The sequence below is a fragment of the Arthrobacter liuii genome (genome assembly GCF_014639275.1).
Classification (GTDB): domain Bacteria; phylum Actinomycetota; class Actinomycetes; order Actinomycetales; family Micrococcaceae; genus Arthrobacter; species Arthrobacter liuii.
The window spans coordinates 20868-33870 of sequence record NZ_BMFW01000035.1 but is presented as its reverse complement, the minus strand read 5'-3'; the positions used below and the strand labels follow the sequence as shown (position 1 = coordinate 33870).

At 66.4% G+C, this 13003-nt stretch carries 11 protein-coding genes, 1 pseudogene and 2 riboswitches; of the genes and pseudogenes, 2 read left to right on the top strand and 10 right to left on the bottom strand.

Annotated features, from left to right (window positions below; translation table 11 throughout):
- The 4 genes from IEW19_RS20395 to IEW19_RS20380 all read right to left on the bottom strand — a co-directional run.
- Nucleotides 1–142, bottom strand: a 142-nt coding sequence (locus tag IEW19_RS20395) for a serine dehydratase beta chain (protein WP_308420021.1), incomplete at its 3' end; no start/stop codon positions are given.
- A 319-nt stretch (nucleotides 143–461) separates the two neighbouring features.
- Complete coding sequence (gcvT, locus tag IEW19_RS20390; RefSeq protein ID WP_188573402.1) at nucleotides 462–1610, bottom strand: glycine cleavage system aminomethyltransferase GcvT; 1149 nt, start codon at nucleotides 1608–1610, stop codon at nucleotides 462–464.
- Between the two features lie 11 nt (nucleotides 1611–1621).
- A complete protein-coding gene (gcvP, locus tag IEW19_RS20385) occupies nucleotides 1622–4468 on the bottom strand; it encodes an aminomethyl-transferring glycine dehydrogenase (RefSeq protein ID WP_188573401.1) in 2847 nt (948 codons plus the stop codon).
- Between the two features lie 53 nt (nucleotides 4469–4521).
- Nucleotides 4522–4631: riboswitch (glycine riboswitch) on the bottom strand.
- A gap of 29 nt (nucleotides 4632–4660) precedes the next feature.
- A riboswitch (glycine riboswitch) is annotated at nucleotides 4661–4758 on the bottom strand.
- Nucleotides 4759–4853: 95 nt separating this feature from the next.
- Nucleotides 4854–5390 carry a TetR/AcrR family transcriptional regulator gene (locus tag IEW19_RS20380; protein WP_188573400.1) on the bottom strand — a complete coding sequence of 179 codons (537 nt, stop codon included), beginning with the start codon at nucleotides 5388–5390 and terminating at the stop codon, nucleotides 4854–4856.
- An 83-nt stretch (nucleotides 5391–5473) separates the two neighbouring features.
- On the opposite strand from IEW19_RS20380, the pseudogene IEW19_RS20375 reads away from it, so the two are divergent.
- A pseudogene (locus tag IEW19_RS20375) lies at nucleotides 5474–7032 on the top strand (MFS transporter).
- 78 nt (nucleotides 7033–7110) lie between these two features.
- Here IEW19_RS20375 and IEW19_RS20370 read toward each other — a convergent pair.
- A complete protein-coding gene (locus IEW19_RS20370; RefSeq protein WP_188573399.1) occupies nucleotides 7111–7590 on the bottom strand; it encodes a Dps family protein in 480 nt (159 codons plus the stop codon).
- A 221-nt stretch (nucleotides 7591–7811) separates the two neighbouring features.
- Between IEW19_RS20370 and IEW19_RS20365 the strand changes: the two genes are divergently transcribed.
- Complete coding sequence (locus IEW19_RS20365; protein ID WP_188573398.1) at nucleotides 7812–8876, top strand: amino acid permease; 1065 nt, start codon at nucleotides 7812–7814, stop codon at nucleotides 8874–8876.
- Between the two features lie 68 nt (nucleotides 8877–8944).
- Here IEW19_RS20365 and IEW19_RS20360 read toward each other — a convergent pair whose 3' ends face one another.
- From IEW19_RS20360 to araA, 5 genes are all read right to left on the bottom strand, one after another.
- A complete protein-coding gene (locus IEW19_RS20360; RefSeq protein WP_188573397.1) occupies nucleotides 8945–9490 on the bottom strand; it encodes an AMIN-like domain-containing (lipo)protein in 546 nt (181 codons plus the stop codon).
- Between the two features lie 159 nt (nucleotides 9491–9649).
- Nucleotides 9650–9952, bottom strand: a complete 303-nt coding sequence (locus tag IEW19_RS20355; RefSeq protein WP_142030266.1) for a DUF4193 domain-containing protein — start codon at nucleotides 9950–9952, stop codon at nucleotides 9650–9652.
- Nucleotides 9953–10043: 91 nt separating this feature from the next.
- Complete coding sequence (locus tag IEW19_RS20350; RefSeq protein WP_188573396.1) at nucleotides 10044–10247, bottom strand: hypothetical protein; 204 nt, start codon at nucleotides 10245–10247, stop codon at nucleotides 10044–10046.
- A 148-nt stretch (nucleotides 10248–10395) separates the two neighbouring features.
- Nucleotides 10396–11409, bottom strand: a complete 1014-nt coding sequence (locus IEW19_RS20345) for a LacI family DNA-binding transcriptional regulator (RefSeq protein ID WP_188573395.1) — start codon at nucleotides 11407–11409, stop codon at nucleotides 10396–10398.
- Between the two features lie 54 nt (nucleotides 11410–11463).
- Nucleotides 11464–12984: an L-arabinose isomerase gene (araA, locus tag IEW19_RS20340; protein WP_188573394.1), complete on the bottom strand. Its 1521-nt coding sequence runs from the start codon at nucleotides 12982–12984 to the stop codon at nucleotides 11464–11466.
- Between the last annotated feature and the right edge of the window lie 19 nt (nucleotides 12985–13003).

Genomic DNA, 13003 nt, shown 5'->3' with positions numbered 1-13003 from the left:
CCCGCAGAGACCCCACCCGCGCCAGGACCCCGGACGCCTTGAGCTCCTCCGCGAACACGGCAGCAGCCCGCATCGGCCCCACAGTATGGGAAGACGAAGGCCCAATCCCGATACTAAACAGATCAAAGACGCCAACAGCCATGGTGGTTCCTAACTAAACAGGTGGTTGGGGTGGAGCGGGCAGGACATCCTCTGCGTGCTCGGTCGCGAAGACGCCCGCTAAGCGGACGTGACGCTCCCTTAGACGCACGCTGCCGGATGCCCCGCCCACTCCGCAGGCAAGTCACCAAGGCGACATGCCCTCGAGGGGCGGGCGGAGCCGGACTTTTCGAAAGCGTGCTCCCCACCGTCTCCCTAACCTCGCAAGCTCGGCCAGGGAACCCTGACGGCGTGGGCCCAACGCACGCGTGAAAATGTCCGGTCCGCCGGCCCCGAAGCCAGCCACGGTGAGGCACGAAAGGTTATTTGGCTCGGCGGTAAAACGGCAGGTCGACGACTTCGAACGGTTCGGCCTTGCCGCGGAGGTCGATGTCCAGGGCGGAACCCGGGGCGGAGTGTTCGACGTCGACGTAGGCCATGGCGATCGGGTAGCCAAGGGTGGGTGAGGGCTGGCCTGAGGTGATTTCGCCCACCGTGATGCCATCCTTGAGTACGGGGTAGTGTGCGCGGCCGGCACGCCGGCCCTGGCCTTTGAGCCCGACGAGGCGGCGCCCTGAGGTGCTGCCGGCGCCGGCTTCCTTTTTGGCCGCAAGCGCAGCCTTGCCAACGAAGTCGCCGTCCTTGGAGAGCGCGACGACGGGCCCCAGGCCGGCCGCGAACGGGTCGCCCTGCAGCGACAGTTCATTGCCATACAGGGGCATCCCCGCTTCGAGGCGGAGCGAGTCGCGGGACGCGAGGCCGGCAGGAGTCAGTTCCCCATCGTCGGCGATGGCGATCAGCGCCTGCCACAGCCCTGCCGCATCGCCGTTGTCCACGAAGATCTCGAACCCATCCTCACCGGTGTAGCCGGTACGGGCCAGCAGGAGCTCCTTGCCGGCGCCGCCCACCAGGACCGGCACCTCGACGGCGGCGTAGTACTTCAGCTCCGCCACCAGGGCGTGCTGCGCGGCCGGGACAAGGCGCAGCAGGAGTTCCTGGGCTTTGGGGCCCTGGACGGCGATCAGCGAAGTCCGGGCTGACGCATCCTCCACCTGTACATCAAAGCCTGCAGCCCGTTCCTGCAGGGCTGCTGCCACCACTGCGGCATTACCTGCGTTGGGGACCACCAGGAAGACGTCGGTGCCGTCCTGCGCGGCAGGCCGGCGGTAGGTGATGAGGTCATCGATGATGCCGCCGTCCGCATTGCAGATCAGCGAGTATTTTGCCTTGCCCACGGCCATGGCGGAGATCTTTCCCACCAGGGCGTAGTCCAGGAAGTCGGCGGCCTCCGGCCCGGTCACCCAGACCTCGCCCATGTGGGAAAGATCGAACAGGCCGGCCGCCTTGCGGACTGCGTGGTGTTCGGCCAGTTCGGAGCTGTACTTGAGCGGCATCTCCCAGCCGCCGAAGTCGGTAAAGGAGGCGCCCAGCTTTTTGTGCTCGTCGTACAGCGCGGTGTACTTCTCGGTCATGGTGCGGGTCCTTAGTTTTCGAACGCCTCGAGGGGCGGGCAGGAGCAGATGAGGTTCCTGTCCCCGGCGGCACCGTCGATGCGGCCCACGGGCGGGAAGTACTTGTCCTGCTTGTGGTGTGCAGGGAACGCGGCCTGCTCCCGCGGGTAGGCGCGGTCCCAATCGGAGCTGACGACGGCGGCTGCCGTGTGGGGTGCGCGGCGAAGGGGTGAGTCGCCCACGGCAAAGTCGCCGTTGGCCACCTGGTCGATTTCCCTGCGGATGGTGATCATGGCCTCGATGAAGCGGTCGATCTCGGCCAGGTCCTCGGACTCGGTGGGCTCCACCATCAGCGTGCCCGCCACGGGGAACGAAAGGGTGGGGGCGTGGAAACCGAAGTCGATCAGCCGCTTGGCCACATCCTCGGCAGTGACCCCGGTCCTGGCCGTGAGCTCTCGCAGGTCCAGGATGCATTCGTGGGCCACCAGCCCGCCTTCGCCGGTGTACAGAACGGGGAAATACTCGTTCAGGCGGGACGCCACGTAGTTGGCAGCCAGCAGCGCCGACTTGGTGGCCTCGGTCAGGCCGTCGCCACCCATCAGCTTCACGTAAGCCCACGAAATCGGCAGCACACCGGCAGAACCGAACCGGGACGCGGAAATGGCAACGCCATGTCCGGCCTCATGCGCAGCCTTGTTGGCGTCGCCCGGCATGAACGGTGCCAGGTGCGCCTTGGCAGCCACGGGTCCCACGCCGGGTCCGCCGCCGCCGTGCGGGATGCAGAAGGTCTTGTGCAGGTTCAGGTGGGACACGTCCCCGCCGAACTGACCCGGCTGCGCCAGGCCCACCAGCGCGTTCAGGTTCGCACCGTCGATGTACACCTGGCCGCCGGCCTCGTGGATCGCGTCGCAGACTTCACGGACATCCCCGTCGTACACGCCGTGGGTGGACGGGTAGGTGATCATGATGCAGGACATGACATCCTTGTAGGCTTCGATCTTAGCCATCAGGTCATCATGGTCGATGGTGCCGTCAGCAGCGGTGGCAACAACCACCACCTTCATGCCGGCCAGGACCGCGGAGGCGGCATTGGTGCCGTGCGCGGAAGCAGGGATGAGGCACACGTTGCGCTGCTCTTCCCCACGGGAGTGGTGGTAGCCACGGATGGCCAACAGGCCGGCCAGCTCGCCTTGGGACCCGGCGTTGGGCTGGATGGACACCTGGTCGTACCCGGTGATCGTGGTCAGGTCCGCTTCCAGGTCGGCGATCAGTTCGCGCCAGCCCTCGGTCTGGGAGTCGGGGGCGAACGGGTGGATCGAGGCGAACTCCGGCCAGGAGATGGCCTCCATCTCGGCGGTGGCGTTCAACTTCATGGTGCAGGAGCCCAGCGGGATCATGGTGCGGTCCAGCGCCAGGTCCCGGTCCGACAGCCTACGGATGTAGCGCAGCAGCTGGGTTTCGGACCGGTGGGTGTTGAAGACCGGGTGCTGCAGGTAGTCGGAGGAACGCTCGACGGCGGCCTCCAGGCCAAACCCCTGGCCCTCGGCAACCGGGGCGCCAAAGATGTCGGCAACTTGGGCGACGATCGCCGTCGTCGTGGTTTCATCGAGGGCGATGCCCACCGTGTCGGCGTCGATGGGGCGAAGGTTGATGCCGCGCGCCTCGGCGTCGGCCACAAGCACTGCCGCACGTCCGGGAACGCGGACGGTCAGGGTGTCGAAGAAACTCGCGTGCAGGACTTCGACGCCGGCAGCCGCCAGCGAGGCCGCCAGCGTACGGGCGTGGCCGTGCGCCGTAACGGCGATCGCCTTCAGCCCGTCCGGGCCGTGGTACACCGCATACATGGAGGCAACGATGGCCAGGAGGGCCTGGGCAGTGCAAATGTTGGAGGTGGCCTTCTCGCGGCGGATGTGCTGCTCGCGGGTCTGCAGCGCCAGGCGGTAGGCGGGAACGCCGGCGTCGTCCTTTGACACGCCCACGAGGCGGCCGGGCAGCGAACGCTCCAGGCCCTTGCGGACGGCCATGTACGCGGCGTGCGGGCCGCCGAAGAACAGCGGCACGCCGAAACGCTGGGCGGAGCCGACGGCGATGTCGGCGCCCTGCTCGCCGGGAGGGGTGATGAGGGTGAGCGCCAGCAGGTCCGCGGCCACCGTGACCAGGGCGCCGCGCTCCTTGGCAGCCGCAATGACGCCGGACTGGTCCCAGACCCGGCCGGAGGCGCCGGGCTGCTGCAATACGATGCCGTTAATGTCTCCCTCGGGCAGTCCCTGGGACAGATCGGCCACCTCCACCTCGAAGCCGAGCGCCTCCGCGCGGCCCAGCACGATGGCGATGGTCTGCGGGAGTACGTCGATGTCCAGGACTGTCTTGCCGTCGGACGCGGGCTTGGCCTTGTTGGCACGGCGCATCAGCAGCACTGCTTCGGCCACCGCCGTGGCCTCATCCAGCAGCGAGGCGTTCGCGATAGGCAGGCCCACGAGGTCCTGGACCATGGTCTGGAAGTTCAGCAGCGCCTCAAGCCGGCCCTGGGAAATCTCCGGCTGGTACGGCGTGTACGCGGTGTACCAGGCCGGGGACTCGAGGATGTTCCGGCGGATCACCGGCGGTGTGACGGTGTCGTAATAGCCCTGGCCGATCAGCTGGACGGCGGTCTTGTTCTTCGCGGCGAGCTTCCTGAGCTCCGTGAGGACTTCAACCTCGCTGAGGGCGTCCTGCAGGCGAAGTGCGGTGTCCTGTCGGATGACCTTGGGAACGGCGGTGTCAACAAGGGAATCGACCGTGTCGTAGCCCACGGCCTTGAGCATGGTGTCGACGTCGGCCTGGCGGCGCGCGCCAATATGGCGGTCTACGAAGGTGGTGGGGGCTGGGGTAACCGGCACGAAGGAACTCCATTGACTCAGGCGGCGCAGGGTACGCCACAGCTATTCGGGTTCCTCCCCGCTCTGTATTGGACCTGAGAGTTTCCGCGTTGCCTGCGCTGGGCAGGTTCCGCTTGCACCGTCGGTGAGCACAGCAGTCTTTTCGCTCCCCAAAGGGAGGCAGGAAAACTGCCTGCTGCTTTCCAGAGGCGCCTCGCCGCGGCGGTACAGGGGCCTGCGAGATTCCTGGGGAGGATTTGCTCCTACGGCGCCTGCCTTTACTTCCGGCAGAACTCTCCCGCCGCAGGTCAAAGGCTATTCATTTGTTGGATCGTGACGGGCCGGTAACAGCCCTCACAACTCTCCATTGTCCTACGCCACAACCCCTCCCGGCAAATAGTCAGGGCTACCTGCGGAGCCGCTCCAAAGCGGCCAGGAGTTCCTCCACGTCAGCGGCCGCTCCCCCCTCCGGCACAGGGGCCACGGACAGCATGGCATTGAAGTACAAGCCGTCACCCATGTAAAGCACTGCTTTAGCCAGCCCCGGCCCAACATCCGCCGCGATCTCGTCCAGCCAGCGCTGCTGAATAGCTGCGAAACGGCGGCGCGTCCCTTCGTGCGCCACCTCTGCAAGCCTGGTGGCGGCCACGATGGCACGGTCCAGCGGAGTATCCGCCCAGACAGAGGAACGGATGAAGTATGCCGCCGCACCTTCGCTGGCCGAAGCCATCGCGTCGGCATCCGCCGTCGCCAGCCCATCCAGGCGGTCAAGCAGCACGGCGATGAGCGCTTCCTTGTTGGGGAAGTGGTAGAGCAGCCCGCCCTTCGACACACCGGCCTTCCGGGCAACGGCATCGAGGGTGGCAGCCCGCTCCCCTACTTCGATCAGCAGGGACTCGAAGGCGTCAAGGACCGCGTCACGTGCTACAGGCTTTCGGGGCATGCCTTCCATCATGCCTTCCACCGGGCAGGAAAACGGAATAGATGCAGTTCAAAACTATACCGTCCGGACGGTACAGTTACCTTATGGCCGCACCCATCAATGCCCTTGCACCTGCCCGCGGGAACAGCCACGCCAGACGCCCGCCATGGCGCGACTGGCTTGCCCTGGGGCTGCTGATGTTTCCCGTGCTGCTCGTTGCGGTGGACAACACCGCGCTGACCTTCGCGCTGCCCGCCATTGCCCGCGCCCTGGAGCCCGCCGGCGTGCAACTGCTGTGGATCATTGACGCCTACCCGCTGGTACTGGCCGGGCTGCTGGTATCAATGGGAAGCCTTGGCGACCGGATCGGGCGGCGGCGGCTGCTGACCATCGGCAGCCTGGGCTTTGCCGGACTGTCAGCCGCGGCGGCCTTTGCGCCCACGCCGGAGTGGCTGATCGCCGGCCGCGCAGCCCTGGGGTTCTTTGGCGCCATGCTGATGCCGTCCACGCTGTCGCTGATCCGCAACATCTTCCCTGAGCCCAACCGCCGGAGGCTGGCCGTAGCCATCTGGGCCGCAGGATTCTCGGGTGGCGCCGCCCTGGGGCCGATCCTCGGCGGGTGGCTGGTGGAGCACTTCTGGTGGGGGGCCGTTTTCCTGGTGGCAGTGCCCCTCATGCTCCCCCTGCTGGCATTCGGGCCGGCCCTCATCCCGGAATCGAAGGACCCGGCGCCAGGCAAGGTGGACATAACCAGCATCCTGCTCTCGATGCTGGTTATGGTTCCCGTGGTTTACGGCATCAAGGCAGTTGCCACCGAAGGCCCCGGCACGGCAGGCCTTGGTGCCATCCTCTTCGGCCTGGCGATGGGGGCCGTGTTCGTGCGGCGGCAGCACCGGCTGGAGCACCCGCTGCTGGATATGACGCTCTTCCGGAACAGGGTGTTCAGCATGGCCATCAGCGCGAACATCCTGGCCCTGTTTTCCTTCAACGGGTTCATTCTGTTCCTTGCCCAGCACCTCCAGCTCCTCGAGGGCATGACCCCGTCCGCGGCGGGCGTTGCCATGATCCCGGCGCTGGCGGCCACGGTGGTGGCCGGCCTGGTGGTGGTGCCGCTGGTCCGCAGGGTCCGTCCGGGGCACGTCGTGGCTGCGGGGCTGGCTTTCAGTGCCATTGGGTACAGCATGGTGGCCTTCGGGAACCACGACGGCGGACCCTCACTGCTGCTGGCAGCGCTCCTGGTCCTGACGCTGGGCGTGGGCACCGCGGAGACCATCTCCAATGACCTGATCCTCGGCTCCGCCCCGCCCGAGAGGTCAGGCGCTGCCGCGGCAATTTCCGAAACGGGTTATGAGGTGGGCTCGCTGCTGGGGACTGCTGTGCTGGGTTCCATCCTGACGGCGTCCTACCAGCAGAACCTGAGGCTGCCCGCGGGGCTGGACGGCATGCTGCAGGGGCCTTCCCTGCACAACGCCGGGGAAACGCTGGCCGGCGCGGTGGAGGCGGCACGCCTGCTGCCCCCTCCGCTGTCGCTGCCGTCAGCGACGCCGCGGCCTCCGCGTTTGATTCCGGCGTGCACATCACGTCGGCCATTGGGCTGGTACTTATGGCGACGGCGGCAGTGCTCGCCGCCGTCGTCCTCCGGAAAGTGCCCAAAGCGTCGTAGCCGGACGGGCCAGGCAGCAAAAAGGACGTCCGGCGCCGGGGGGTGCCCCTCAGCGCCGGACGCCCAATGAAATGCCGGCTACTTGGAGTCGGCCGCCGTGACCTTGGCGGTGGGCTTCATGTTTTCCGCCTGCACCATCCAGGCGAACTGTTCCAGCCGGGAGATGAACTCATGCAGGAGATCCGCGGAGGTGGGGTCTTCCTCATCCACTTCGTCATGGACCTTGCGCATGGTGCCCACGGCAGCCTCCATGGCGGCGACGATCCGCTCAATGGCGTCCCCGGTGCTTATCAGCCCTTCAGGGAACTGGGCCAGGCTGGTGGTTTCCGCAACGGTGGTGCTGCGGCCGTCAGGGAGCGCGTGCAGGGCGCGCATGCGCTCGGCGGTGTCGTCGGCGAACTGGCGCGCGGCGTCCACGATCTCGTCAAGCTGCAGGTGGAGGTCGCGGAAGTTGGTGCCCACGATGTTCCAGTGCGCCTGCTTGCCCTGAACGTGGAGCTCGATCAGGTCCGCCAGGACGGCCTGCAGGTTATTGGTCAGTGTCGGTGAAGCTTTCATGCATCCTCCTCGAGTGGTCCAGTACGGCAGACGCTACCAGCCGGGGACCGCGCGGCGGCAGGGCGGAAGAAAATTTCTCAGTGAGCTTACTAATTTGAAAATGAGTCACAAACGAATGTGATTCATATTTCCTCTTGCATCCCGGGATGGGCGTCCTCATACTAAATGAACGTCATTCATATAGTGACCTCCATCTCACAGCCCTTCCAGAAAGTGGTGCCATGACAGAGACAATCCGCACCAGTACCGCCAAACCCGGTCCGCACGCCCACGCCCCCTCCGCGGGCGGCATCAGCGCCAACGGACTCAAGGGCGGCCAGTTCGGGCTCCTGGCCGTCGTCGTCCTGGGGATTTCCACCATTGCCCCCGCCTACACCCTCACCAGCGCACTGGGACCCACCGTCAATGAAGCGGGGCTCCAACTGCCGGTCATCTTCCTGATCGGGTTCATCCCCATGATCCTGGTTTCCCTCGCCTACCGGGAGCTCAACGCCGACTCTCCGGACAGCGGCACCACCTTCACCTGGGTGACCAAAGCCTTCGGGCCCTGGATCGGCTGGATGGGCGGCTGGGGCCTGCTGGCCGCCAACATGATGTTCGCGGGCGTCGGCGATACCGGCAACGGCCTGAACAACGCCGAAAACCACGAGAACATCTTCACGGCCCTTGCCTCCCCCATCATGGGTCCCTTCGCCATCCTGATGTCCCTGGCCGTCCTCTCCAGCTCCGCCGCATCCCTTCAGTCCACCTTCATGTCACCGTCCCGGAGCCTGCTGGCCATGGCCCACTACGGTGCCCTCCCGGAGCCCTTCAGCCGCATCAGCAGGAAGTTCGCGACGCCGGGCTTCGCCACCGTTGCCGCGGGCGTCATGTCCGCGGGGTTCTACGCAGTGATGCATGTGGTCAGCGAGAACGTCCTGAACGACACCATCCTGGCCCTGGGCCTGATGATCTGCTTCTACTACGGCCTCACCGCCATGGCCTGCACCTGGTACTTCCGCCACAGCCTCTTCAACAGCATGCGCCACTTCGTGTTCCGGCTGGTGTGCCCGGTGCTGGGCGGCGTGGGCCTGTTCGTGGTGTTCGTCCAGACCGCCATGGACAGCCTGGCGCCTGAATTCGGCAGCGGCTCGGAAATCTTCGGCGTCGGCCTGGTGTTCATCCTGGGCGTCGGGATCCTGGCGCTGGGCGCCGTCGTCATGCTGGTCATGGCCCGCACGCACCCCGGCTTCTTCCGCGGCGAAACCCTAAGGCAGGACACGCCGGCACTGGTGGTCCCGGAGTAAACCCCGCAGAAAAGGTGCCGCGCCCCATCAGGGGTGCGGCACCTTTTTGGTTTACGACGACGGTTCCGTCACCAGAAGTGCGCCACGTCGACCACCAGGCGGGAGCCGGAGCCGGGGCCGGCCAGGGTGAATACCCGGAACGGGAGGCGGGCCCGGACGCCCAGTCCCAGGCTTGTGTACCCTTCGAAGCTGCCGGCGGAGACCACCTGGCGGAAGGTCTGGTAGCCCGAAACGTTGCTGAGTTCATTTTTGTCGGCAGGGTTGTAGGTGGCGTTGCCGTTCTCGTCATAGGAGGGCGCCTTGATGCTGATATGCAGGCGGGCGCCGCCCCGCACTGGGATGACGGCCCCCGAGCCCTCCTGTTCGATGCGCGGCACATACTGCACCGTATAGGAGACTGCAGGCCCGTTGAGGTCCACCACCAGCCGGTCAAAGCAGTAATGCTGCCCCGTGCGGACGTTGGTGACGGCTGCGGTACCGGTGTCCTGCCCGGATTTGGCAAGCGAGCCCCACGTGAGCCCGCAGTAGGGTGCCGCCGAGGCAGGCCCCGAAACCGTCATTCCCAGCCCTACAGCCAGCAGGATGGCTGCGAGCCAGATGGAGAACTTTTTCATTGCAGTGCCATCCAGGAAAAAGAACCATTGGATGCTTCCAGCGTAGGAGTGTTCGGGCCCGGAAACGAGGGCCCATTTTGGTAACGACGGCGGCTGGAGACAAAGCAGCGCCGGCCACCCCAAGGAGGTGGCCGGCGCCGGGAAAGATCGGGAAGAAACTCAGCCTTCGCAGTCGCGGCAGTACTTCAGGCCGTCCTTTTCGCGGGCAACCTGCGACCGGTGGCGGACCAGGAAGCACGACGAGCAGGTGAACTCGTCCGACTGCTCGGGAACCACGATAACGGTCAGTTCCTCGTTGGACAGGTCGGCGCCGGGCAGGTCGATGCCTTCGGCGGTGTCGTTCTCCTCGACATCGATGACCGCGGTCTGCGCGTTCCCGCTCCGTGACGCCTGGAGTGCTTCGAGGGAGTCGGCGGGCGACTCTTCTTCCTGCTTGCGTGGAGCATCGTAATCGGTAGCCATTGCGTGTTCACTTTCGTTGCTGCGCAGCGCCATTCAGGCACCTCAGTGCAGCAGTTTAGGGCATTAGCCCGCTACCGGCGCAATAGTGTGCTCAACGATACACATCGGGGTTTGCCGGCATAGTTCCTGCATGCCCGGAGCGGGCTTGGCCGGCACCAATCGACACCCCGCTCAGTGCCGGCAGCCACCCCCACCGGGTGGCGTCAGCCATGGCACCGGCAGCACTGGCCTCGGATTCGTAAGTTATGGTGTCCAGCAGCCAGTCGCGGAGCCGGGTGAACAGGGTAGCCGTCATGCCTGAAACCTACGCAGCGTTTGTTGTGGCCACGTTTCGGCGCGGTCTCCCCCTGATTAAATCCAACACCGGCTTTAATCCAACACCGGCTTTAATCCAACACCGGTCCGTTTCCAACACCGCGTGGGCCCTCAGACCGCGTCGGCCCTCAGCCGGGCGGGGCCGTGCTGCCGCGCAGGATAAGTTCCGGCTCCACCACCAGTGTCCGCGGTCCTTCGCCACCGGTGAGCGCCGTGAGCATCATGTCCATGCACCGCCGGCCCAGTTCCTCAAAGTCCTGCCGGACAACCGTCAGCGGCGGGCTGAAGTAGCCAGCCTCCGGCTGGTCGTCGAAGCCCACCACGGAGACGTCCTGCGGCACCTTAATGCCGGCCTCGGTCAAAGCGCGCAGGACCCCCAATGCCATCTGGTCGTTGCCTACGAAGAGGGCAGTGGCACGCCCTGCCGCCGCCATCCGCCGACCGATGTCGTAGCCGCTGCCGGCGCTCCAGTCACCCTCCATGACCAGGTCCGCGTCGAGGCCCGCGGAGTCCAAGGTGGAACGCCAGCCCTCGGCGCGTGCCACAGCGTCAATCCAGTCCTGCGGCCCGGCGACGTGCCCGATCCTGACGTGACCCTGCCCGATGAGGTGCCGCACAGCCAACTCGGCCCCGCGGCGCTGGTCCACCTTGACGCCGCCAACGGTGTCATTTCCGTTGGGCCCCACGGCGACCACAGGCACTCCGATGGGCAGTACCGCCAGGGCTGCAAGCGTCTCCAGGTGCGGAACGATCACCACGATCCCGTCCACCGACTGGTCCAGGAAATGCCGGACGGCGTCCAGGATCCCGCCCCGCGTGACCTCCCGCAAGGCAGCGACGCTGACGAAGTATCCTGCGTCCCGTGCAGCCCGCTCCACCCCCAGCATGGTGTTGGCAGGACCGTACTGCGAGAGTTCGCTGCCCAGGACCCCGATGGTCTGTGAGCGCCGGGTGACCAGGCTCCGGGCAGCGGTGTTGCGGCGGTAGCCGAGTTCGGCAATCGCCGCTTCCACCTTTTCCCGCGTCCGCGTGCTCACGTTGGGGTGGTTGTTGACCACCCGCGACACGGTCTGGTGCGAGACCCCGGCCACCTCCGCCACGTCCTCGAGCCTCGGCAGCCGGTGTGGCCTGCTGTCCGTCATGGCATTCCTGTCCGTGGCAACGGCCGGGGCCCCGGCTTCAGCCGTGCCACCGGGTCAGATCCCGCCGGCCAGTTTGTAATAGGCAGCGTTCCAGTTCAGGTCCTTCTTGAACTGCCGGATGGTGGTGCCTTCGTCGATGGTGAGCAGTTCTGTCCTGGCGATGTCGGCGAAGTCCTCGAACACATCCATCCCCACCTGGGTGGAAAGCACGGTGTGATGGGCGGCGCCGGCGGTGAGCCATGCGGCGGCGGAGGTGGCGAAGTCGGGCTTGGGCTCCCACAGGGCCCGCGCCACGGGCAGGTTGGGCAGCGGCTGGTCCAGGGGAACGACGTCGACGGCGTTGGCCACCAGGCGGAAACGGTCCCGCATGTCGGACAGGGCGACGACGACGCCCGGGGAAGCGTCGGCGTCGAAGACCAGCCGGACGGGGTCTTCCTTGCCGCCAATGCCCAGCGGGTGGATTTCCAGGCGCGGCTTCGCGGTGGTCAGGGAAGGGCAGACTTCCAGCATGTGGGCGCCGAGGATCTTCTCGGAGCCCGGTTCCAGGTGGTAGGTGTAGTCCTCCATCAGGGAGGCACCGCCGGGCAGGCCGGCACCCATCACCTTCGCGGCGCGGACAAGGATAGCGGTCTTCCAGTCGCCTTCGGCGCCGAAGCCGTAGCCGGCGGCCATGAGCCGCTGCACCGCCAGGCCCGGCAGCTGCCGGAGGGCGCCGAGGTCCTCGAAGGAGGTGGTGAACGCGGCGGACCCGTTGGCTTCCAGGAAGCAGCGCAGGCCCAGTTCGATCCGGGCGCCGTACCGCAACGATTCGTGCCGGGCCGCGCCTGCGCGGAGCTCCGGCACCACGTCGTAAAGGTCTTCGTACTCGGCAACCAGGGCGTCGACGTCGGCCTCCGCGGCGCCGTGCACGGCGTCGGCAAGCTCGTTGACGGACCAGGTGTTCACCGCGACGCCGAAGCGCAGCTCAGCCTCGGTCTTGTCGCCTTCGGTGACGGCGACGTTGCGCATGTTGTCGCCGAAGCGGGTCAGTTTCAGGGTGCGGACGGCGGCCCAGCCGGCGGCGGCGCGCTGCCAGGAACCCACCTGCCTGGCCACCTCGGGGTTGGAGACATGCCCGACGACGGTCTTCCGGGCAATGCCCAGGCGGGACTGGATGTATCCGAACTCCCGGTCGCCGTGCGCGGCCTGGTTCAGGTTCATGAAATCGAAGTCGATGTCAGCCCACGGCAGGTCCCGGTTCGCCTGGGTGTGCAGGTGCAGCAGCGGCTTGCGGAGCAGGTCCAGGCCCTGGATCCACATCTTCGCGGGGCTGAAGGTGTGCATCCATGCGGTGACACCGATGACGGAGTCGTTCGAATTGGCTTCCAGCGCGGTGCGGCGGATGGCATCCGAGTCGGTCAGGACAGGCTTCCAGACAATCCGCACGGGGACGGCTGGGGAGGCGTTGAGCTGGTTGGCGATCTCCTGCGACTGGGCGGCCACCTGCTTGAGGACTTCCTCCCCGTACAGGTGCTGGCTGCCGGTGAGGAACCAGACCTCGTAGCCGTCAAGGGAAGTGTTTGCTGCGCTGTTCATGGGGTTCTCCTGCGAAAGT